Origin of the sequence: Gracilimonas sp. (assembly GCF_040218225.1) — a bacterium.
Taxonomy (GTDB): domain Bacteria; phylum Bacteroidota; class Rhodothermia; order Balneolales; family Balneolaceae; genus Gracilimonas.
Genome location: NZ_JAVJQO010000004.1, coordinates 499,287 through 522,516 on the forward strand (window position 1 = coordinate 499,287; position 23,230 = coordinate 522,516).

Consider the following 23,230-nt stretch of genomic DNA (forward strand, 5'->3'; position numbering starts at 1 on the left):
AAAGTGTTGGTAATTCAACCCTTCATCCGGCTGAAGCGCAGGGCCGAAATCATCCAGCTTGGAAGGTTCTTTTTGGGGTCGCGTTTGGTCATATCAATATACCACCCGATCTTTTTCATGATGGGCACTTTATGAGTTTCAACAAACTCAATGAGTGTCCCGTCAGGATCTTCAACATAGGTAAAACGGCCAGCTGCTTTCCCCATATCAAAGCTATTGGCAGAGTCGACGGTGAAAGGAAAACCATTGGCCTCAAGTTCATCTTTCAAAACATCCATTCCCTGTATGTCAAAACAAAGGTGAATATATCCTAAGTCGCCCCAATAGCGGTCTTTAAAAAGCTTGCGGGGCTCTCTTTCCTGTACTTCAATAAGTTCAATCTCTGTAGGGCCAAACATTTGACTGAATCCACCTTGCCGGGGTTTGGAGTGACGAAGCAAAACGCGCCGGTAGCGGTTTTCACCACCAGGCAATCCTTTGAAATCATCAAAAGCGGCCGTTTTATCATATACCACTTCGTCATAACCCAAAACATCGGAGTAAAGCTTTCGGGCTTTTTCAATATCTGTTGATCCAATAATGGCACCAACTACTCCGCCGGTAGAAGCAGGCGTTTTCTTTTTAAAGAAATCGAGCCCTTTTACAACCTGCCAGATGTTGCCGTATAAGTCCTTCACAAAAAAGGTATAGTCGCCAGCTGGGTTTTTCTCAAGAGGAGTCAAAATGTCCAGTCCGGCCGACTCCATTTCATCATAAGTTCCGGGTACGTTTATGGATTTAATTTTACCAACGTTGATTCCCAGGTCTCCCATCATCAAATCAAAATCGGCAGGCTGAGGCTCCCGGCTGGTATATTGCCAGATCTCAAATCCGCCACCACCTTTCATGTTAAGAGCAAGAATAGCGGTCCGGTCATGTGCTTCGCCACCGGTGTAAGGAGTCATGAGTTCAGCGGTAGCAGAATCTTCGAACACCTTGATATCCATTCCAAAATGCCGGCGATACCAGTCTGTTGCCTTGTGAACATCAGGGATTCCGATTCCGATTTGCTGAATACCAGAAATTACTTTTTCCATAAAAATTATTGTGAAGTGGATATGATTGAGGGCGCCAAGGTACGTGTTTTTAGGCTTTCAGAAAAAACGATAAGTAATTCATGGATTAGAAAAGCTTCTCAAAAAAGCTTTGAATTCGGCGGTGTTGTATGTTGCCATACCTGCATGCTTCATCACAATAGTACCATCCGGTGAAATGACATAGGTGGTTGGCACCATAGAGGTATCATAAACCCGTGGTTTACTGATTGCAGAATACACCGGAAAAGTGAATTCTTTTCTTTTTATGAAGTCTTTGGCTGTTTGAGGGTTCTGGTCCAGCGAGGCCATTACAAAAACGATATCATCATCTTGAATGTCATCATATAATCGTTGAATATTGGGCATTTCGGCAATGCAGGGAGGACACCAGGTTGCCCAAAAATTCAGGAAGATGGTTTTGCCTTTGAAGTCTGAAAAGGAAGTGGGCGTGCCATCAAGGGAGATAAGCCGCATGTTGAAATCAGCGTTATTACCAGGCATGACAGATTCTTCAACATCGGGTTGAAAAAGACCGGTATATAAAACCACACTCTGAAGTTTTCCGATCACCTCGGTATGATATCCGGTACCATATAGAATAGCCCCAACTAAAAAAATTACCCCCCATTGTAGAAGTTCTTTCTTGAAAGCGGAGGATTTCTGGGGTGTGCTATTATCTTTATTCACGGGCAAAAATATCTTTTAAAGTCATTCTAGTGAAGGCAGGAATCTAATGTGGCGATAAGTCTATCGGTTGATTCCTGAACATCATCTGAATTTCGGGCATACGCCGCGAAATGACATAGTTGCTTACAGAAAAGTAGAAATTTCATCCAGCGACTTTTTGGTGATGTCAGGCACAGTTACTCCTTCCACAGGATATCCCACGATTAATAGCAGAAAGGGTTTTTCATGAGACGGGCGACCCATAATTTCATTCAAAAAACCCATGGGGCTTGGGGTGTGCGTCAGGGTGGCTAAACCGGCATTATGCAAAGCCGTAATCAAAATACCTGTGGCAATTCCAACGGACTCTTTGACATAGTAATGTTTCTCCTTTTCGCCGTCTTCATCCAGATTATAACTTTGTGCAAAGATGCCGATCAGATAAGGGGCTTCTTCCAGAAAAGGTTTGTTTTCATCCGTACCGAGCGGGCGGAGGTCATCGAGCCAGTCTTCTGGCGCGCGGCGATTATAAAACTCATGCTCCTCTTTTTCAGCTTCAACCCGAATCTTTTTCTTCACCTTCGGATCGCTGACGGCTACAAAATGCCAGGGCTGTTTATTTGCCCCATTTGGGGCCGTTCCTGCTGCCAATAAACACTTCTCGATCACTTCTTTGGGTACGGATCTCGAGCTGAACTCCCGAACTGTGCGCCGGCGCTTCACCAGCTCGTAAAACTCCGAGGCTTTTTGCTTCATTTCATCCTGTGGGAGTTCCTTGTAAGACTCGAGGGGTACGAAGATGGCTTCACGCATTATGATATGTTGTTCTTTGGATTATGCTGGAAGTTACTTTACTCCCGAGCCTTTTGCCAGCCACCAGGGGTGAACTTCCACAACCAGGCGCCCGGCTTTCACCATGGGATCGTTTTCAGCATATTCTTTTGCCTGCTCAATGGTGGCTACATTATAAACGGAGAATCCGCGAATATCACCTTCACCTCCTGATGGACCGTTCAGGTTAATGATGCCTTCCTCATATAAACCTCCCAGATAGGCAAGATGCTGCTGTTGAAGTTTCATGGCTTCTTCCTCCGACTGACTTCTTTCCGGGCCCGACTTAAGAAAAACGATGAAATACTTCTGCATGGTCATTTTCTCACCGCCCCATTCGTAATCAAAGGTTTCGGGCTGTGCGGTAGAGTCAGCCTCCTGTGCAAAAGCGGGGGCTGAAATCAAAACAAAAAGGAGGGATAGAAATAAGTTTTTCATGAGATAAAGGTTGTTTTAAGGTATCAGATATTACTAAATATGAATTCAAAAACGAATATAGGATTCAGGGTTTACGGGCTTGCCGTCTTTGATAATTTCAAAATGAAGGTGAACTCCACTGGAAGTCCCGGTATTTCCGGCCTTTCCAACAACCTGCCCTTTTTTGATCCGGTCGCCTTCCTTTACCTTGATCTTGCTCATGTGAGCATATATCGTTTCATACCCGCCGGAATGTTTGATACGGACCATTTTCCCATAGCCCCGGCCATTTCCGGCTTTTACCACTACCCCTTGCTCTACGGCATAAATATTATCCCTAAGATTAGCATCCAGGTCTACTCCTTCATGAACACTTCGCCACCGGGGACCGAATTTAGAAGTAACAAAAGTATCGTCCATGGGTTTGTCAAAGTTGACGGATGTAACCCTCATTAAGGGCGGGAGCTTTGTTTTATCTCCTTCAGCACGTTCTCTTTCATTCCATGGAATACTAATGGAGACCCCGACAGAAAAGGTAACCGGGTTGAAATCAAAAGACCGAAACGCCGGGTTTTCGGTAAAACTGCTTTCAGGCACGATGTTCTGTGGAAGGTTGTGAGTCTGGGTGATTTCGGCCTGAAGCCGTACAAAATTCAGCAGGTAATATTTTACGCCACCGGTTATGGAGGTGGTAAAACGGTCAGCATTATCGGTTGGTTTAACCCAGAACTCATCGCCATTTGCCCTGGTAGCTTTGATGTTAAAATTCCAAACACCGCCAGCCTTTACTCCTCCGTATATCCCAAATTTTGGCCATTGAAGACCGGCTGTGGCTCCAAAATTGATCTGGTTGAAATTAACAGGACCGCCAATCAAAAAGTCTTCCTGGTTTTGAACCAAAAGCTCACCCTTTCCCGCAACATAAAGCCGATATAATAAATAGCGCTCAAGTTCTACCTCAAGCATTCCTTTTACTGCCTTGTTGATTTCCCCGGAATAGGTTCGATTGGGAGTATAATTAAAGCCCACGCTTTGAACATTATAGCTGGCTGAAAGCCTCCAATCTTGTGAGGCAGCGGATTGAGGTACGGCAATAAGTAAAGACGTGCAAGCACAAATAATAGCCGCAATATTTTTCGTTTTATGGTAACCCATCAACCCAAAGTATTTCCTGTTAAGATGACCAAACATGATTATAAAACCATTAATCTGCAACCATTGATTCTGCTTTTTGAAATTGCAGCCACTCTCTTTGCTCTTTTAACCGTTCCTGATATCTAAGCCGGAGACTGACTGGGTTGTATAATTCAAGCCAGTTTTTAGCTAATGCAAACTGCCCTAAAAAGCTGAGTTTGTCGGCGGTCATTTCATGAATATCAAACCAGTTTTCGTTTGGATCGTGAGCTTTTAATAGGTTTGCATAAAGCAGAACAAAGTCATCTTTCTCATCTAACAGAGCTTTGTTCAGGCTTAGCATCTGGTTAGGCAGATTTAGTTTGGTGAATGTTGAACTGTCTGGAAAAAACTGCTGATATCGGCGCTGAACATGAAAACTCCACTGCACAGAATCAGCCCGAAGCTGAAGGGTGTAGCGAAAATTGCGTGCCTCAGATCGTTCAACTTCAGGGGTGATGTAATTAAGGACAGAATCAGCTTTTTGTGTTTGCCCGGCGAGAAATAAGGCATCCGCCTTGAGCACCAGTAAAGTAAGAAGTGAATCTTCCGGGGTGATGGCTTCAGAAGCCTGCAGATATTTGTGTTGTAATATTTGAGCCCTAACCCAGCTGTCTTTGACCAAGTTATTCTGAGGATAAAGTTCATAGAGCTTATCAAGGGTTTGATGGGCAGAAATGGTATCCCGACCGGCCAATAAATGTTGATATTCATCCCAGAGCTTCATCTCCTCTGTAACAGAATGAGGACAATGCTTTTCAAATAAGGATCGCTGGGCAAAAATAAACTCTGATACCTGTTGGTCTACCGAATCAAGCGGGGTTGCTTCTAAAGCTTGATGCCAGCCGTTTACCAAATGGGAGATAGAGGTTTCATAAGCAGACTCAATATCGCCGGAAGCATAGGCGCGTTTAAATATACCCGGTTTGTAATTCGAAAGCAGATACTCCACAAAAGAACCCGAAGTAGTATAGCTGATGGCACCGGCACTTCCATAAAAGCCGGTGAGGGATAAGGCAGACTCCATTTTTTCCGGGGATGGATACGGTTTTTCCCCTGCAACAATTTGATGAAGCGTAGACCGGGAAGAAGCGTCTTTTGCAATTCCCTCAGCAAGCCCTTCAATTAACCCGATACTCCAGCTACCGTTAAATAGTTCATTTCCAAACTGTTTTGAAATTACATGAACCATTTCATGTTTCAATACACTTTCCAGCTGCTGTTTGGCGATGTGAAGCTGATCTTGTTCCAGCCAGATAGGTACATAACTGGTGAACTTGGCTCCGGTGATTTTTTTCTTTTGCCAGGCATGAGCATAAAGATTGCTTTCAATCTTCCGGCCTTCCGGCCAGTCAATTTCTAAAAGCTCATTGATTTGATGAAAATAGAACTCATGTTTGGAGGCCCAATACCGAACTTCTTCAGTAGAATAGAAATCCTTATCAAAATACAGATCAAAATGTTCGGTTTGATGAACCCCACCAAGCTGAGTTTTTATCGATTCTCTTGGGCTGATTATTCCGGTTTCGTCCAGGTTAAGGTAACTGAACAGTAAGAGGATCAGGGCAAAGCCGGTTATAAGTTTGGTTTGCAAATTTCTGGTCCAGTTGGGAAGAACCCAGAGCAGGGTAATCCAAAGAAAAGTAATCCAGCGAAAGTAAAGGAATGAGCCGGAAAGTTGAACGGCTTCATCATAAATAGGTCCGGGCCAAACACCCCAAATATGGTTATAAAAATACACCTGCGGAAAGGCATAAAACTCAATGACCCATATACCTGCTCCACAAAAAAGAAGAATTAACACAGTTATCAACTTTGGAAACGGCAGGTTGAAGGAGCAGATCAATCTGCCAATAGATGCTCCAAGAAAAACACTTGGAAGAGGGGTGAAGAGCCAAAACCCAAAACCATCGAAGCTCAGGCATCCTGATAAAACAGAATAAATGAAAAGAGGTAATCCCCCCAGGTACAGAAAGCCAAGAATCTTCAGCGAGTAGAAAAAATCTTGCTTTGAAGTGCCAGAAGAAGCACGAAGGCCGGCCCAAAAGCAACCTATTATGGCAGCAAGTGCTGCAGATTCAAAATGAAAATCTCTTAAAAGGGGAACAGCAAGTAGAGCTAATCCTGTTAGGATAGAAACGATATAGGGGGCGTACTTCTTAAGCAATCTTGTTTGAATGGAGTGATTGATGTTTATGAATAAGGTATCAAAAACTTCATCACTTAATCACTGATTACTTTAATCCCGCCCAATACACCCAATACAAAATTAAGAATTGTAGTGGCAGCCGCCCAATCAACAACCAGGTGTAAAGAGTGAGGCCATGATTCTTAAATCCTTTCCAGGCCATATCGATATTTGCGGGAAATACCGCAATTAGCAGCAATATCAGCCCCCAGGCAGCATAGGTGCGGAGTTCGGGAATCATAAATCCTATTCCTCCTATTACTTCGGCAACACCACTGATATAGACCATCGCTTTGTGATAGGGAATATAATCGGGCATTATGCTTATGTATATGCCGGGTTTCAGAAAGTGTAGCAAGCCCGCCAGAATAAATATTGCGCCAATAAAGTATCGGTGGAAAGTCGGCTCAAGCAGAAAAGACATTTAGTGACCGGTTGATAGTGTGATGAAGATAAGGTGAATCAGAAAATACTCATCACTCATAACTTTATCACCCCATCAATTTACTTCTTAAACATCGTGCTTAGCACAAACCAAACATTCTCCTTTCTCTCCATCAGCCGTCGCTTGAAATATGGAAACCAGTCGGTGCCAAATGGAACATAAACACGAGCAGAATACCCTTCTTCACCAAGCTGAACCATGGTTTCTTCTCTAAGGCCATATAACATCTGGAACTCAAAGCGGTCTTTGGGAATATCGTTTTCTGAAGCATAGCTTTTGACCCATTCAATCAGTTCATCATCATGAGTTCCAAAACGAGGGAACGGAGTTTTCTCTAAAAGCACCCTTGCCTGTTCTTTGAATGCTTCACGGATGGCAGGCATATTTTGCAACGCAATCTTGGAAGGTTCACTGTAAGCCCCTTTTACCAATCGAATATCGGCACCCATTTCAGCTAACTCGTTAATGTCATTTTGGCTTCGGTGCAGCATTGCTTGTACAACCGTGCCTACATGCTTGCCATATTTTTCGAAGGCTTCTTTGAAGATGTCTAATGTAATTTGGGTATGGTCTGAACCTTCCATATCGATGCGTACAAATTGATTCTGCTCTTTGGCTACATCCAGTAATCGAAAAAGGTTTTCCCGGGTGAAATCATGATCAATATCCAGGCCCATCATAGTTAGTTTGATGGAAATGCTGCTGATCAATCCCTGCTCTTTTATGCCTTCGAGCAGGCGAATGTAAGAATCAACCGTATCTGAGGCGGTTTGCCGATCGTCAACATTTTCTCCCAGAAGGTCTAAGGTAAGCTTGAGATCTTTTCTGTTTAATTCTTTTGCTTTGGAAATAGATTCTGTAAAAGACTCACCGGCTACAAAGCGTTTTGCCAGAATGAAAGGTAACTTCATAAAACTCCAATTTTAAGGGCGGGCAAATTTAATCAATAGTTGTCATCAGTGCCCACATAAAATGTAACTACTTTAAAATTCATTCGTGTAACGAGAGTGAGTGAAAACCAATGGAGAAAATATGAGTTCAACAGGAAAATATTTGAAGAAAATTATAATGTTCGGAGCAGTTTTAGCCGGATTTACTTTATCTGTATTGCAGGTGGGAATGGCACAGTCGGGTGACGATGCCTACCGTGTTGAAGAGTTTAGAGTATCAGGAGAGGTGAGCCTTGAGGTGCAAACTTCGGGAGGAAGTATTTCGGTAGTTGGATCGAACGAAGATGAAGTAGTAGTCGAAATGTTCGTGAGAAGAAAAGGAGATTATGTAGAAGCAGGAGAGGCCGATCTAAGCGATTACGACATAGAAATTTTTCAAGATGGAAATACCGTTAAGGCCTTGGTTGATAGAAAGTCTAAAGGGTGGAATTGGAATAATGGATATTCCATCTCTTTTGTAGTGTATGCGCCGGAAGAAACACGCTCTCGCTTGAAAACCTCGGGCGGAAGTCTGACGGTTAGAAATCTAAACGGCTCACAAGAGCTTAAGACGTCTGGAGGAAGCATAACAGCAGAAGGCATCCGCGGAGAGATGGTTCTGAAAACCTCGGGCGGAAGCATCAACATCTCGGAAGTACAAGGAAATGTTGAAGCAAATACCAGTGGCGGAACTATTCGTGCAGAAACACTGGTGGGTAATTTAGACGCCAAAACCAGTGGCGGGAGTATCCGCTTGTCTGGAATAGAAGGAAATGTTGATGCCAGAACAAGTGGGGGGTCTATAAATGCCGAAATCTTGGCGCCGGCTGATTATATCGAGCTCAAAACCAGCGGTGGAAGTATCACTATCAAAGTTCCCGAAGAGAATGGATATAACTTAGATTTAGATGGAAACAGGGTTTACGTGAACTTGAATAATTTCAGCGGGCAGGCCGAGAAAGATGAGGTCAGCGGAACCATGAATGGCGGGGGCACACTGATAGAAGCAAAGACAAGTGGCGGTTCAGTCCGCTTAGAGTATTTATAAAGGGCAATAATATATACACTAATAAATTCAGAAAGCGAGGGATAGAATCTCTCGCTTTTTTTGTTTGCTGATGTTGTCGGTTCACTCCCAACAAATGTTTATATTCAGGGTTCGACTAAATCAGGATTCAATAAATCTATGTCCACAATTCAAACGGCAAGCAAAGAAGCAAAAGAGAAAGAAGAAGAACGCCCGATAATTATCAGGGGAGCAAGGACACACAACCTTAAAGACATTGACGTAGAAATTCCCCGAAATAAACTCACCGTTGTCACCGGGGTTTCAGGTTCAGGCAAATCCAGCCTCGCCTTCGATACCATTTATGCAGAGGGGCAGCGCCGGTATGTGGAAAGCCTCTCCAGCTATGCCCGTCAGTTTCTGGAGCGAATGGATAAGCCAGATGTGGATTTTATGCAGGGAATTTCTCCTGCCATGGCTATTCAGCAGAAAACCACGACCTCCAATCCGCGCTCTACCGTTGGTACTACAACAGAGATTTATGATTATGTTCGGCTTTTGTTTGCCCGGATTGGAAGAACCATTTCCCCTGTTTCTGGCGAAGTAGTAAAAAAAGACAGCCCCCGCACGGCGATAGAAAAACTCTTTGAAAGTCAGGAAGAAGGAGAGCGGTTTTATGTGTTGCATCCCATTCCACACCATGAGAAAAAGAAACTGGATGAAGAGCTTAAAGTGCTAAAAGAAAAGGGTTTGACTCGTCTGTTGAATATAGAAGACGAGAGCATGGTGGATTTAACAACGGATGAAATCAACCTGAAAAAGTTTAAGGCTGACAAGCATCGTGTGCTTATTGACCGGCTGGTTTTGAAAGATGATAAAGAAACCCGCACCCGGATCGCTGATTCTCTGGAAACGGCTTTTCAGGAGGGAAGCGGAAGATGCTCTATTAAAATGAAGGACGGAGAAGAGCTTCATTTTAGCGAGCGGTTTGAAAAGGATGGCATCGAATTTACCGAGCCAACGCCCCAGATGTTTTCGTTCAATAATCCATTTGGTGCCTGCGATAATTGCGAAGGGTTTGGAAAAGTAGCCGGTATCGACGAAGACCTGGTTATTCCCGATCACCAAAAAACGATCAGAAACGGAGCCATTGCCCCTTTCGATTCCCAAAAATTCAGCATGCACTTACGTGATTTAATCAAAGTAGCCGCCCGGGAAAAATATCCTATCGATACTCCATATGCAGAGCTTTCCAAAGAGTTCAAGGATGTAATCTGGAAAGGGAAAGATGAGTATGTCGGAATCTGGAAATTCTTTGATGAGATTAAGAACCAATCCTATAAAGTACACATGCGTGTTTTGTATTCTCGCTATCGTGGATACAGTCGCTGCCAGGAGTGTGAGGGCTACCGGGTTCGCAAAGATGCCCTCTATGTCAAAGTTGGTGACCTGCATGTGGGAGAAGTCTCAGAACTGACGATTGGCCACGCCCGAAAATATTTTGAAGATCTTGAGCTTACGGAATTTGAAGAAGGTGTAGCAGGGCAGATTCTGTATGAGATCAGAAAACGGCTAAAGTACCTCGATGAAGTTGGCTTAGACTATCTGACACTTGATCGTTTAGCAAACACTCTTTCCGGAGGAGAATCTCAGCGAATCAGCCTGGCTAATGCACTTGGTAGCTCTTTGATAGGAAGTTTATATGTACTGGATGAACCAACGATTGGACTTCACCCCAGAGATAATGATCGGCTGATTAAAATTTTGGAATCGCTGAGGGATATTGGAAATACCGTATTGGTGGTTGAGCATGATCCCGAAATGATAAAAGCGGCTGATAACGTAATTGATATTGGTCCTTTTGCGGGCACCCATGGAGGAGAGGTTGTTTTCCAGGGCTCTGTAGATAAGCTTCTAAAAGCGGAGACACTTACCGGAAAGTTTTTAAGTGGCCGAAAGGAAATCCCGGTTCCCAAAAAACGAAGAAAAGGAAACGGCAAAACTATTCAGCTGAAAGGAGCTTCAGAACATAACCTGAAGAATGTAGATGTTGATTTTCCGTTGGGGATGATGACGGTGGTAACGGGTGTATCCGGGTCAGGAAAGTCCACACTTGTTCATGATACACTGTATGCAGGAATTCAGAAACACATTGGCTCATATAATGATAAGGTGGGGCGTTTCTCAGATCTGTCTGGAATGGCCGCTGTTCATGGCGTTGAAATGGTAGATCAAAGCCCGATCGGAAGGTCTTCCCGTTCAAACCCCGCTACCTATACCAAAGCATTTGATGGAATCCGGGATCTGTTTGCGAACACAAAGCAGTCTAAAATCATGGGCTATGAACCAGGTCATTTTTCTTTTAATGTTCCGGGTGGCCGGTGCGAAAACTGCCAGGGAGAGGGTGTTCAGCGCATTGAAATGCAGTTTATGGCTGATATCGAATTAACCTGTGAGGTTTGTAATGGAACCCGCTTTCGAAAAGATGTGCTGAGAGTGAAGTATCGAGGAAAGAACATTCATGATGTGCTGGAAATGCCAGTTTCTGAAGCCATTGAGTTTTTTGTGGATGAAACGACGATCATAAATAAACTGCAGCCACTGGAAGATGTGGGTTTGGGATATTTGAAATTAGGGCAAAGCGCGACTACGCTTTCCGGAGGGGAAGCCCAACGGGTGAAGCTGGCTAAATTTCTGGCAAAAACCTCGACCGATCATACGCTTTACTTTTTTGACGAACCAACAACCGGCCTCCATTTTGAAGATGTAGCTAAGTTACTTGACTCATTTAATGAGCTGGTTGAGCAGGGCCACTCAGTGATTATTATCGAGCATAACCTGGATATCATAAAGTGTGCTGACTGGATTATTGATATCGGACCGGAAGGCGGATTTGGCGGAGGACAAATAGTTGCTGAAGGAACGCCGGAAGACATTATGGAACATAAAGAGAGTTATACAGGTACGTTTCTTAAGTCATACCTGTCAGAATGATTTGACGAGGTGTAAAATCAAATTTTAATTAATTTTAAGAGAGCTAAGAAATGAACGTAAAGAGAGTTTTAATCTGTGGACTATTTATAACTTTAATGACGTGTGGAATTACTACTCAGGCTCAGGTTTTACCTAAGTTTGGGGTGAAGGCAGGCGCGAACTACTCAACTTTTAACAACACAGACAATGTAGAGTACAAAGCCGGATTTGTAGGGGGAATTTACTCGAGTATCAAAGTTCCTGCATCACCGCTTACCATTCAGCCGGAAGTATTATATGTTCAATATGGAGCAGGTATCGAAAACAGTGATGCTTGGTTCAGAGTGAATTATCTGCAAATTCCCGTACTGCTGAAGTTTGGGTTTAATACTCCGGGAGTACAGCCTAACGTATTTTTCGGTCCATACATGGGGATTAACCTTAACTCGGAAGTGAAGAATGAAAGTGGCTCCATCAATCTTGATGACCAAGCCGAGGGAACCGATTTTGGAATTGCTGTAGGTGCCGGGTTAGATATAAGCAAGTTCAACATCGGTTTGCGCTACACTGCCGGATTGAAAGATGTGGCCAACGACAACTTCAACGATGAAGCAAAAAATGGAGCCTTTGCCCTGACCGTGGGCGTCGAATTTTAAAGAACAACATCTATATGTAGATAAGAGACTTTTCTTGCCTTAGTCTCTGCCAAAAATATAAAGTGCCTTTGAGTTGTTGCAATGGTTGGCAATTTGAAGCCACTTTTTTTATGACTGAAAAGGCTGAGGTATGTATTTGAGCGGATTCTTTTTTGTGCTTCGTATGAGTTAATGAAGTACAATTAAAACCCGCATAATGAGAGAGATAATAAATTTTCGGTCATCATTGGTAATATTAACCCTTCTTTTTACCTTACAAATTACGATTGTCGCGCAGACGGCAGAGACTACAGCAGTCAAGGACACGACTAAACATCTAAATATACAGCTCGTTGATGATGAGCCTGTGGAAACGGGGTTTAGCAATTACGAAGATTTTAAACCCATGAACCTTCCCGTGTATGAAGAGCGGGCCAATAAATCTTCCGGGGAGCAGCTTATCTATCGGTATAACATAGAAACGAAGAAAGTAGACCGTTTCCGGGAGGATGAGATTTCGATTCAGAGCAAAAATAATTTCAGTGAAGGAAATTACCACAGCCCGATTGCTGATTCGAAGATAGAGGAAAATCAAAACCGAGAGAGGAGGGCTAAATTCAGTCCTTTGCAGCAAGTAACAGACCCGGAAGAGTTTCCCTACAAAATGAATGTGAAGGTCTTCATGACTTTTTCGAATGGAGATAATTTGGTTTGTTCGGGTTCTTTAATTGATTTTGAATGGGTGCTTACCGCCGGGCATTGTGTGTACAGTGAGGATGATAACCGGGGAGGTTGGGCTACGTCGGTAGAGGTGGTTCCGGCCTATGAAGACGGGGACAAGCCCTTTGGTGGAGCGATGGCAAAGAATTTATTCTCAATTTCGGGATGGATCGATAACGATGATTTATCTTATGATATAGGTTGGATAGAACTGGAACGGCCTGTGGGTTTTTTAACAGGCTGGTTTGGCTACGGGTTTGACAACGACAATGACTTTTTCAAAAACAATACCTTTTATAACCAGGGGTATCCAGCAGAAAGTCCCTATGACGGTAACTTCATGTTTGAGTGGGACGGCAAGTTTGACTTCAGAACGTTTGCCTCAGAAAAAAACACCGTATGCCAGGATCGCGTTGGTTATGGCGGACAAAGCGGAAGCGGTGCCTATGCATTCAAAAGCGGAGATCGCATTATGTATGCAACCACGTCACATACAAAAGAGGATAAAGATGAGAACCGCAAGCCCCCAACCTGTTATACCAGAGTAACACAGCCCCGGTACAATACCTGGAACGGTTTTAAGAATAACAGCACACCCCAAAATCTGGATCTGGTCGCCATGGAAACAGACCTTTTGGCAACGGATAAGGCTGAAGGACAGGAAATAAGTGGGCTTTCGTTCAAGGTGTTCAATCGCTCTACCCAGCAGATGAACGGCAACTGGGATGTAGACATCTATTTATCGGATAACAATAACATCTCAACGTCTGATGAACTGCTGAGTTCGCAGACGTTCTCGTTTAATTTTCAACCTTCAGCAGGCTTAACGGTAAATACCCAGCCTTTCAAACTTCCCGATGGGGTAACGGGTAAAAACTATCTTGGAGTAGTAATAGATTATGAAGACAGCAATACGGACAACAACGACACGGACGGTGAAGATGCTCTTGAAATAAATATCACAGAGACAGCTGTACTTACTTTCGAGGCCGTTGATAAGAATAACGATCCAATAGGGGTTGATTTGAGCATATTTCCGGATGACGTGCTGGATGAAGGATTTGGCACCACAACGGTTGAAAGAAGGTTTGCTCCGGGCACGGACGTAAGCGTTTATGCCCCCGAGTATTTTGGAACCGATAGTTTTGAACGGTGGATTTTACCGAACGCATCATCTTACAGTTCCAGATATCTTGACCTTAATCCCGACCAAAACGACAAGGCTTACAAGGCAGTATATGAAACACCTGATATACCCGTGATGCCCCGGCAAATAAGCAAGCGGGTAATGGAAGGAACCGAAGCAGAATACAAGGTTCAGATCATCAATAAGAATAACAGCACGTTGAACTGGAATGTAAGTTCGGCTGAAAGCTGGATTGATTTTAATTTCACTTCAGGGTCATTAGCTCCAGGAGCTACCGGAGAAGTGACGGTTTATTTAGGATCAGAAAATACCACACCGGGTCAGCTGACCGGGAAGCTGGAATTTACATCCCCTGATGCCGGCGTATCCGCGCTCGATGTACCTGTATCTATAAGGGTGTTTGATTCCAACATACCCCCGACACCTGAAGAGGCGTTTCGTGCTATATATGGTGTTCCCTTCGACAAGTTCGGCTCAGTAATAGGAGGCGACCCGGATGAGAAATTTATCTCCGCAGGTATTCCCGACAGAAATGAGCAGTTAGGGGTAGGCTATATTTATGAGTTTACGGAAGCCGGCTGGGGACAAGGAACCGAAATCTCACCTACCGAACCAATTTCCGGACAACGATTTGGGTATTCAATGGATGTGCTGAGATTAAATGAAAATGATTTTGCCGCAGCAGGTTCACCGGGCACCGATCCCGATAAACTGAAGACCCAAAATACTGTTCCCGGATCGGTATATTATTTTGAGAAAGTTTCGGGAGAGTGGCAGCAGCAAGCGAAAATACAAGCCGATGTGGAAACCGGAGCAGGATATGGGGAGTCTGTTTTGCTGGAGCAGAATCCACTTAGCGGCTCGAAAAAACCACTGATAATTGCCGGCGCCCCGGAATGGGATGCGAGCGGGCAGACTAATGCAGGTGGGGTTTTTGTAAGTGAGCACGACGGAACAAGATGGAAGACGGCACCCATCACCCCAAACGAATCTGTAGCCAGAGATTATTTCGGAGCAGCTATTGATATAGCCTTTTCAGATTCCCGCGGATTCATGGCGATTGGTGCTCCGGGTACAGACTCGGAAGTTTCCTCCGGGAAAGTGTTTGTGTATGAATATAAGTCAGGTCAGTGGGTATTCCACAGCATGATAAATGAAGACCTGCTCATTTTTGCTGACTTTGGAACATCGATAGACATTAGTGCCGATGCTGAAGTTGGCTTCGAAATAGTTGTTGGAGCGCCCGGAACTACTTTGGCTAAGTCGGAGCCAAGTGGAGCAGTATTCAGCTACTCACTTAAAGAGGACGAATGGGTGGGCAAAGAAGTACCGCTCAGTTCTCAAACAGTGCCTGTAGGAGGTCGCTTTGGCGAACAAATTTCATTGATTAAAGTAGCAGAGGAAACGTTTATGAGTGTTTCAGCACCTAAGGCTGGCTCAGGTAAAGTGTTCTCCTACAAAAAAACACCGAAAGATGATGAGTGGCAGGGGCTGGGTGTTATAGGCGCAGATAACAAAGAAACAACGGAGCTATTTGGTTCTTCATTAATTTCCTACATCAACGATGGTAAGCCTGAAATACTGGTGGGTGTGCCCGGATTGGACACGGAAGAAGGACAGGATGTAGGAGCTGTAAAAAGCTTTTCCATAAAGCGGGATTCTGAGCTGCCACAACTACAACTTTCATCAGCTAAACTGGAATTGGATGCGTATAAAGGCGAATCCAAAGACAAAAAAGTAATGCTGACCAATAGCGGCGGTGAAACACTTCTGTGGGAATTGGAAGAGTTAGAGGAAGCGCCCTGGATTACCTTTGATAAGTCTTCGGGCTCAATTCAAGGAGGAGCGTCAGAAGAACTGGCACTTACTTTTCAAACAGAACAGTTGTCCCCAGGAGAATACAACACATCCATGCGAATTAACTCCAACGATGTAAACGACGAGTCATTCACAATCGAAACCATTCTGTCGGTTACTGAAAGAGACAGTACAGAGTTGATGGCCGGAGAAGTTGTCAGCTCAAACGGCGATACACTTGAGGCCGGCGCTCTCGTCAATAACAGCTTTCAGGCTGAAGTTTCCAATAATGGTAAACAAGCAGTAGTCAATGGTTTTCTGGTGGGTTTCTACTTGTCGGATGACGAGCAAATCACAACAGAAGACTCCCTGTTTGCTAAAGTAAGAGTGAACGAGTTGAGTGAAGACAGCTCGATGGTTATACAATCACCAATGGGAAGCCGGTTACCTCAGGGAATGAGTGCAGGCACCTATTATGCGGGAGTGTATGTAGATTATAGCAAGGAAGTTTTTGAGCTTGATGAGGCTAATAACATTGGAACAATGCAGATAGAGCTCATCCCGCAAAGAAAGAGAAGTCTCAGCATACAAAAAACCAAGTATCAGGTTACCATCAGTGAAGAGACAACCGTGACTGAACAAGTGGTGTTGGTGAATGACGGAGAAGTGGAAATAGATTTTACCGTTCCTGAATTTACCGAAGATGCGGCGCTGAAAAGCAACACTGTAGCCGACTCTGCAGATAGCTCCAGGGTGATTATAAAAACCGTGAATCCGGCTTCAGGAACCATCGGCGCTGGAGATACGGTAGCGATAAATGTAGAACTGGATGCAAGCCATCTCTCTGCAAGCGGAATGGATTCGCTTTCCATTATCAGTAACGATCCGGAACAGCCAAAGGCCGAATTGGTATTTGAAGTCATGATATCCACCGCTGGGGAGAAAGACCGTGAACTACCCGAAACCTTTTCCTTAAAGCAAAACTATCCTAATCCATTCAACCCAAGCACGAACATTACATACTCGTTGCCTACACAATCTTATGTTGATTTAACGGTGTACAATATACTGGGGAGAAAAGTCCATACACTGGTTAATGAACAGAAACGGCCGGGCACCTTCACGGTGAATTTTGATGCATCCGGACTTTCAAGCGGAGTGTATATCTACAAGCTGCAGGCGGGCAGCTACACCAAAGTGAAGAAAATGTTACTGATCAAATGATTTGAACATGAAATGAAATCATAAGCAAGGGCAACAGCTGAAAATTTGAACTTTCAAATAGTAAAATCACGATGATACTGTTATAATAGCACCCTGTTATTCATCAACTAATTAACTGCCCTTGTTCTACAGGCTGCTTACATTGAATTGGAGAATTTTTATCTCCAACCTGAATCGGTTTCAGTTATTACTGACCATCGGGTACATTATGTTTTTGGGCATCATGCTGGTAAATCTGGCAGGTACAGCCATTGTTGTAGTAATGATGGATAGCGATCCCTGGATGCAAATGCAGCTTCCTTGGCTCACCCCGGATATTTATACCTTTATTCTGCTGGTTTTTGCCAATGCCTACTGGGTAATGCATTTCTCTTTCACCAACATGCGCCTGATGAATATCGAAGAAAACCGAAAGCTGCTTGGTTTCGGTTTTCCCTTAAAAAGGCTCGCAAAATATCTGACAATTATCGGGTTTTGCCATCCTGTAAACATCATCTACAATTTAACCTGGCTGGTTTTTTTGTTGATACAGGTACATGCCGCTTATCAGGTGCCGGTGGCGATAGCAGCTGTAGCTTTAAATTATGTGTTAATTTATTCAGTAAAACACCGGTTTATCCGTGTTGTTGAAAAGCGCTTTATTGCCGTTGTGATTGGTTTCTTTGTGCTGGTATTCGGTCTGTTTCAATTAGTGTCACTTTTTGCATCCAATTCGACAAAGATCTTTGCGGAATTACTGCCTCAGGTTGAGACGGTAAATGCGTTTTTGTCGTGGCTACCGGGCGGCATGCTAATCCAAACCGTAACCGAAGATTATGGGTGGATGAATGCGCTTACCATTCTCTTTTTTGCCATTGTGCTGATTGGGCTTACCGTTGTTGATCACTTCAACAAAACGAAGGAAGGGCTGTTGAACCCCGGACTTAAAAAAGCAGAAGAGGAAAGCAGCAAGCTCTGGACAATACTTCGTAAAGTTCTTGGGCGGAATGCAGGAAAATATTACTTCTATGTGATGAAGCATCCCTACAACCGGCTGCAGGTATTAACCCTTACTATTATTCCGATTGTATACGTTCCGCTATTGTTGAATGTAGATTATGAAGTCGCTAAAACTATTTTAATTCCAACCATTCTAGCGGGAATTCCAGTGGCTCTGCTGGCTATGGGAATGGCCAATATGTATGGTTATGAAAACCGGGAATTCCTGCTGCACCTTCAGTTTCCCATCAACTTAGAAAAACAGTTAAAAGAGCGCTTTTTAGGGGTGATTGTTTTGCCGCTACTGGTTTTTTACCTGATTACGCTGTTTGAATTACTTGTGATTCCTGAAATCGGTTCACCCTTGCAAATTTTTGTGGCAAATACGTTTTTCTTCCTGATGTTTATGCTGCTGTTTGTCTGGAGTTCCTATTTCCAATACCAAAAAGCCACCTATTCTTCATTCAGTTATAAGCACCCAATTATCCCCCAAAAAGTAACATTCGCTATCTCATTCCTGATTTTTTCTATGGGATACTTGGTCTTTGTGCCACTAAATGGATTGGAATGGTACCGGCTGACGATTATGGGAACGGTTATTGTAATTATGGGAATTTATTTATGGCGACACATGGATGTTTTGGTTAACCTGTTTAAAAATCGAGTATTGATGAGATTATGGAGCGAGCTGTAGAAATAAAAAATCTGGACAAGAGCTACGAGGAAACCCCTGTACTCAAGAACCTGAATTTGGAAATTCCCAAAGGAACCGTTTTTGGGTTGATAGGACCTAATGGTGCAGGCAAAAGCACCCTGATTGGAGTATTGACGGGCTTGCTGAGTTTTGAAAGCGGAGATGTAATTATTCATGGGATGAAGCTGAACCCGGTGAACGAACTCGAAATCAAGAAATTGACGGCTTCTGTACTGCAGCCACCGTTGTTATTTGAGCAATTCAGCAGCCTGGAGTTTATTGAATATGTGTGCGAGATCTACGAAGTAGAAAAAGAGGGATTGATTGAAAAGGCCTATTCCCTGATGGATTATTTCGATATCAAAGACTTTGCCAAAATTAAAGTGAATAAGCTTTCTTCCGGGAGCCGCAAAAAGCTGGCGTTTGTAACTTCCGTTTTAGTTGAGCCGAAGCTGTTACTTTTGGATGAACCTTTTGAGGCCGTTGATGTCATCTCTATTGAAAGAATGAAAAATATTATCCGACGCCTGAAACAAAAAGGAGTTACGATTATCGTGACCAGCCACATTCTTGAAGTAGTAGAAAACCTGTGTGACGACATCGCCATTCTGCACCATGGCCACATTAAGGCTTATCTGGATTCCGTGAGCCGCAAAGAGCTTCAAAAAGACGCAAGCCTCCACGAGATATTTGAAAAATATGTGGAAGTAGAACGCAAAGAAGAAATCGTTGAGTGGTTGTAAAAGTAGTTCTGTTTATACGATTCCAACTTTTTTCAGGGTTGAAATCTTAAAGCCGGTTTTTATTTCATAACCGCGGATTACAAGCTCTGCCATCTCAGTAATCGAATAGGTGTTAGAATTGATAATCAGATCATAATCGCTTGAGTTGTTGATTTCCTGGTTGAAATTATACTTAGTGAAGTTTTCGCGTTCTGTATCTTTCTTCATGATAATTTCGGAGGCTTCCACTTTGGGAATTTGATAATCCTGTGCATAATTTTGGATGCGTTTTTTGAGCGGACATACCACACGCACATGGAAAGAATCTTTATGTTGGCAGATGTAGTTTGCTCCCCTTCCCACAATAATGCCGTTGCCAAATTTTTCCAGGGCACGAACGGCCTTTATCAGAAAGATCAGATAGCTTAGGTTTGTTTCCCGGTGATGGATAAAGCCAAAAATAGTGTCTTCCAGTAATCCCCTGCGGCTCTCATCTAAAGATTTAATAAACTCCTTATCACTGCCAATATTTTTACTGATCAATTCCAGCAAGTCTTTATCCCAAACCTTAAACCCCAACTGAGTGCCCAGCTCCGTAGCAAGTGCGGCGCCTTTAGCACCAAATTGCCGGGAAATCGTGATAATGGGAAATTTTTTATTAGGAACAGGAACTCCTTTTTGAGCGGCTTCTTTGCGAATCCAAAACTGGATTTGCTGTTCAGTGATCTGAGGAACTTTCTTTGACATGACAATTACCCATTAAATTAAATAACGAGCTTTTCTGACTGATGAAGGATTTACAATCAGAGTAAAAGAACCTTAAGTATTTAAAGAATTAATGTGAAGAGAAAATGAAAATAGATCCGATATAAGGGGGCTTTTTCAATCGGCTATTTTTGTTAGCTTTAAGAAATTCGGGAATCAAGAAAAGCTACTTTATGAAAAAAGCGGAGTTTGAAGAGCTGGAAAAAATTATTGATGAAGTTTTGCTCTATCCAAAAAAAGAGCAGAAGGCTCACTTAGAAAAACTTTGTGAAGGGAACCCAGAACTTCAAAAGCAGGCCGAAGAACTTTTAGAATCAATCCATGAAAGTGAAACATTCATGGATGATCAGCAGAAAAATCTGAGATCTTTCCTGGATGATTTTTCCGAGACGGAAGCTTATAGCGAATGGGAGGAAGAAAGCTTTTCGCCGCAGAATTTTGGGGCTTATACAACCACCGGCAAGATAGATCAGGGCGGAATGGGCGTTGTGTATAAGGGCAACCGCTCGGATGGGGAGTTTGAAAGAGAAGTAGCTATAAAGGTTTTAAACAGGCGGTTGGTAAGTGAGAACTGGGAGAAAAGGTTTAAGCAGGAAAAAGTAATTCTGGCCAGCCTGGAACATCCTAACATTGCCAAGTTGTATGATGCGGGGATAGCGCAAAATAACCGGCCATATCTGGTGATGGAATATGTCCGTGGGCTGTCGTTAAATGAATACGTCAAAAAAGAAAAACCCGGCCTGAAGGAGTGTCTTCAAAAGTTTAAAGAAGTCTGTGAGGCCATTGATTATGCGCACCGAAACCTGATTGTTCATCGGGATATTAAACCTCAAAACATACTCGTAGATGAGCATGGCCGTGTGAAAGTGCTCGATTTTGGAATAGCTAAAATCATTTCTGAAGAACTTTCTGAAGAAGAAGTAGTACAGACCATTGAGTCGGGACGACTGCTAAGTTTAAGCTATGCCGCCCCCGAACAAATCAATATGGGGAAAATAACTGTAGCGACGGATGTTTACGCATTAGGCTTGGTGCTATATGAGATGCTTGCTCAGCAAAAACCATTTGATCTCTCAGGAAAGACATTGCAACAGGCCGAAAGAATCATCCTTAATCGGGAGACAAAAAGTATAAGTGAGAAAGCTAAGGTAAGTCTCAAAGGAGTTGATCCGAAAGACTTAGATGCGATCGTAAATAAGTGCCTTAGAAAAGAATCCGAATATCGCTATTCATCAGCCCGTGAACTGTTAGACGACCTCGATAATCTTCAAAAAAGTAAGCCCGTATTAGCCCGGAAGAATACCAACCGCTATAAGGCAAAAAAGTTTATTAAAAGAAATAGGTTTCGGCTTTCTGTAGCGGCTACTTTTCTGGTAGCGGCCATAGCATTTGGAATTATCTACAGTGTCAATATCACCAAAGAAAAAAACCGGGCATTACAAGCTCTGGGAAGGGCCAAAATGGTTAGTGATGTGATGGTGAATATCTTCGAAGAGGTTGACTACACAAAGACTGAAGACCCCCGCCTTGCTACTAGCCAGTTTCTTGATGAGTCCCTGGCAATGGTGAAGTATAAGTTTGCTGATGTGCCTGGTGAAAAGGCCCGGCTGTTATTAAATTTTGGGAGCATAAAGTTTAATCTGGGCGAACTGGAAGCTGCAGACTCCCTGCTTAATGAAGCATCCTCAATTCTGCATTCTCTGGATAAAGAAAATGAATATCGGTATTGGATTGTAGATGTGTATAACTCGAAGGCAGATTTGGCGAGGGCTATGGGGAATGATAGAAAGGCTATCGTCTATGCCGACTCATTGGAAAGTTTTTTAAGGGAAAATGAGGAGGAGATCAAAAATCTGGAAGTGGTTGCTGTTGACTGGCAGGCGTACCTGTTGTCATCTAAATCTTACAAGGCAGAAGTATATACTTACCTGGGCGAATATGAGAAGTCAGACAGCCTGTACAAAGAAATTTTTGATGGATATGCAGTAAGAAAGGATACTCTTTCAGATGCGTATTGGGTAAGCAGACATGATCATGGGTGGCTGTTGTTTGATATGGGTGAATATGAAAAAGCTATATCAACCTTTGAGGAAGTTGTAAGCGCAAGAACTAAAGGGTTTGAAGAGGGCAGATTATACTATTCTCCAACTAAAGTAGCTGGAGCTCATGCTAGTTTAGCCTGGGCCCTGCACATTCAAAACCAGCAGAAAAAAGCCGAGCAACACTCTCGTAAAGCACTTGAAATGTATGATGATATCTTTGGAGATAAGCCAAGCATAGAGCGATCAAAGGCAATGAATGATTTAGGAATTATCATTCAGAAAAGTGGAAAGTATGAGGAAGCCAGGGCACTAATCGAAAAAGCATATTATATGAGAAAAGAGCTGTTGGGGGATAAACATCCTTTGACCTTAACAAGCGAGGGAAACATGGGAATGGTTTATTTCTACGATGGTCAAAAAGAAAAGGCTATCGATTGGTTTATAAAAGCGCACGAAAGCAACGTTGAAGTTAAAGGAGAAAACCACCCGGACCATGTTAGGGAGTTAAGCAATATTGGTGCTGTTTTTATGCAGCTAGGGAAAAATGAGCAGGCAAGAAAATACTTTAAGAGAGCACTAGATATTGGCGAACAATACTATGATACATCTAATGTGATTTACAGCAAGACATTATCAGCCTATAATTCTATCAAGTAAGGAACTGAAGATGACTCCTGAAAAGAATAAGGGAATGCCTGTCAGGAAGTGTCAAATCCTTGGATAAAATAGAGATTTCTCCAAGTCATTCATTTATTGTATAATCAGGCTGGTTAGTAATAGATTATATTATATAGGAGGGTTA

At 43.2% G+C, this 23,230-nt stretch carries 16 protein-coding genes; 7 read left to right on the plus strand and 9 right to left on the minus strand.

Features of this window, described 5'->3' with window-relative positions; translation table 11 throughout:
* Window positions 1-14 precede the first annotated feature (14 nt).
* From RIB15_RS06255 to RIB15_RS06290, 8 genes are all read right to left on the minus strand, one after another.
* A complete protein-coding gene (locus RIB15_RS06255) occupies window positions 15-1,076 on the minus strand; it encodes a VOC family protein (protein ID WP_350201293.1) in 1,062 nt (353 codons plus the stop codon).
* A 78-nt stretch (window positions 1,077-1,154) separates the two neighbouring features.
* Window positions 1,155-1,763, minus strand: coding sequence for a TlpA family protein disulfide reductase (locus RIB15_RS06260; RefSeq protein WP_350201294.1), 609 nt, complete (start codon window positions 1,761-1,763; stop codon window positions 1,155-1,157).
* 123 nt (window positions 1,764-1,886) lie between these two features.
* A complete protein-coding gene (locus RIB15_RS06265) occupies window positions 1,887-2,555 on the minus strand; it encodes a nitroreductase family protein (protein ID WP_350201295.1) in 669 nt (222 codons plus the stop codon).
* Window positions 2,556-2,588: 33 nt separating this feature from the next.
* Window positions 2,589-3,011 carry a YciI family protein gene (locus RIB15_RS06270; protein WP_350201296.1) on the minus strand — a complete coding sequence of 141 codons (423 nt, stop codon included), beginning with the start codon at window positions 3,009-3,011 and terminating at the stop codon, window positions 2,589-2,591.
* A gap of 45 nt (window positions 3,012-3,056) precedes the next feature.
* Complete coding sequence (locus tag RIB15_RS06275; RefSeq protein ID WP_350201297.1) at window positions 3,057-4,181, minus strand: M23 family metallopeptidase; 1,125 nt, start codon at window positions 4,179-4,181, stop codon at window positions 3,057-3,059.
* Between the two features lie 13 nt (window positions 4,182-4,194).
* The gene (locus tag RIB15_RS06280) at window positions 4,195-6,330 is read right to left on the minus strand and encodes a hypothetical protein (protein ID WP_350201298.1); all 2,136 of its coding nucleotides are present in this window, start codon (window positions 6,328-6,330) and stop codon (window positions 4,195-4,197) included.
* 67 nt (window positions 6,331-6,397) lie between these two features.
* Window positions 6,398-6,775 (minus strand): DoxX family protein, encoded by a 378-nt coding sequence (locus RIB15_RS06285; RefSeq protein WP_350201299.1) that lies wholly within the window; start codon window positions 6,773-6,775, stop codon window positions 6,398-6,400.
* 80 nt (window positions 6,776-6,855) lie between these two features.
* Complete coding sequence (locus tag RIB15_RS06290) at window positions 6,856-7,707, minus strand: proline dehydrogenase family protein (RefSeq protein WP_350201300.1); 852 nt, start codon at window positions 7,705-7,707, stop codon at window positions 6,856-6,858.
* Between the two features lie 142 nt (window positions 7,708-7,849).
* On the opposite strand from RIB15_RS06290, the gene RIB15_RS06295 reads away from it, so the two are divergent.
* From RIB15_RS06295 to RIB15_RS06320, 6 genes are all read left to right on the plus strand, one after another.
* Window positions 7,850-8,773, plus strand: coding sequence for a DUF4097 family beta strand repeat-containing protein (locus RIB15_RS06295; protein ID WP_350201301.1), 924 nt, complete (start codon window positions 7,850-7,852; stop codon window positions 8,771-8,773).
* A gap of 138 nt (window positions 8,774-8,911) precedes the next feature.
* Window positions 8,912-11,725 (plus strand): excinuclease ABC subunit UvrA, encoded by a 2,814-nt coding sequence (uvrA, locus tag RIB15_RS06300; protein ID WP_350201302.1) that lies wholly within the window; start codon window positions 8,912-8,914, stop codon window positions 11,723-11,725.
* 50 nt (window positions 11,726-11,775) lie between these two features.
* Window positions 11,776-12,360, plus strand: a complete 585-nt coding sequence (locus tag RIB15_RS06305) for a porin family protein (protein ID WP_350201303.1) — start codon at window positions 11,776-11,778, stop codon at window positions 12,358-12,360.
* Window positions 12,361-12,556: 196 nt separating this feature from the next.
* Complete coding sequence (locus tag RIB15_RS06310) at window positions 12,557-17,227, plus strand: BACON domain-containing protein (protein WP_350201304.1); 4,671 nt, start codon at window positions 12,557-12,559, stop codon at window positions 17,225-17,227.
* 142 nt (window positions 17,228-17,369) lie between these two features.
* A complete protein-coding gene (locus tag RIB15_RS06315; protein WP_350201305.1) occupies window positions 17,370-18,899 on the plus strand; it encodes a hypothetical protein in 1,530 nt (509 codons plus the stop codon).
* Entirely contained in the window at window positions 18,884-19,642 is a 759-nt protein-coding gene (locus RIB15_RS06320; protein WP_350201306.1) for an ABC transporter ATP-binding protein, read from the plus strand. Before RIB15_RS06315 ends, RIB15_RS06320 begins: the two co-directional genes overlap by 16 nt.
* A 12-nt stretch (window positions 19,643-19,654) precedes the next feature.
* On the opposite strand, the gene RIB15_RS06325 is transcribed toward RIB15_RS06320, so the two are convergent.
* Complete coding sequence (locus RIB15_RS06325) at window positions 19,655-20,368, minus strand: cytidylate kinase-like family protein (RefSeq protein ID WP_350201307.1); 714 nt, start codon at window positions 20,366-20,368, stop codon at window positions 19,655-19,657.
* Window positions 20,369-20,559: 191 nt separating this feature from the next.
* On the opposite strand from RIB15_RS06325, the gene RIB15_RS06330 reads away from it, so the two are divergent.
* Window positions 20,560-23,085 carry a protein kinase domain-containing protein gene (locus tag RIB15_RS06330; protein ID WP_350201308.1) on the plus strand — a complete coding sequence of 842 codons (2,526 nt, stop codon included), beginning with the start codon at window positions 20,560-20,562 and terminating at the stop codon, window positions 23,083-23,085.
* Window positions 23,086-23,230 lie beyond the last annotated feature (145 nt).

What these genes read in the sequence shown, in the direction of transcription:
- RIB15_RS06275 (WP_350201297.1), bottom strand. Translation starts at nt 4,181, where the DNA reads ATGTTTGGTCATCTTAACAGGAAATACTTTGGGTTGATGGGTTACCAT.
- RIB15_RS06305 (WP_350201303.1), top strand. Translation starts at nt 11,776, where the DNA reads ATGAACGTAAAGAGAGTTTTAATCTGTGGACTATTTATAACTTTAATG.
- RIB15_RS06325 (WP_350201307.1), bottom strand. Translation starts at nt 20,368, where the DNA reads ATGTCAAAGAAAGTTCCTCAGATCACTGAACAGCAAATCCAGTTTTGG.
- RIB15_RS06290 (WP_350201300.1), bottom strand. Translation starts at nt 7,707, where the DNA reads ATGAAGTTACCTTTCATTCTGGCAAAACGCTTTGTAGCCGGTGAGTCT.
- uvrA (WP_350201302.1), top strand. Translation starts at nt 8,912, where the DNA reads ATGTCCACAATTCAAACGGCAAGCAAAGAAGCAAAAGAGAAAGAAGAA.
- RIB15_RS06320 (WP_350201306.1), top strand. Translation starts at nt 18,884, where the DNA reads ATGGAGCGAGCTGTAGAAATAAAAAATCTGGACAAGAGCTACGAGGAA.
- RIB15_RS06270 (WP_350201296.1), bottom strand. Translation starts at nt 3,011, where the DNA reads ATGAAAAACTTATTTCTATCCCTCCTTTTTGTTTTGATTTCAGCCCCC.
- RIB15_RS06255 (WP_350201293.1), bottom strand. Translation starts at nt 1,076, where the DNA reads ATGGAAAAAGTAATTTCTGGTATTCAGCAAATCGGAATCGGAATCCCT.
- RIB15_RS06285 (WP_350201299.1), bottom strand. Translation starts at nt 6,775, where the DNA reads ATGTCTTTTCTGCTTGAGCCGACTTTCCACCGATACTTTATTGGCGCA.
- RIB15_RS06310 (WP_350201304.1), top strand. Translation starts at nt 12,557, where the DNA reads ATGAGAGAGATAATAAATTTTCGGTCATCATTGGTAATATTAACCCTT.
- RIB15_RS06330 (WP_350201308.1), top strand. Translation starts at nt 20,560, where the DNA reads ATGAAAAAAGCGGAGTTTGAAGAGCTGGAAAAAATTATTGATGAAGTT.
- RIB15_RS06265 (WP_350201295.1), bottom strand. Translation starts at nt 2,555, where the DNA reads ATGCGTGAAGCCATCTTCGTACCCCTCGAGTCTTACAAGGAACTCCCA.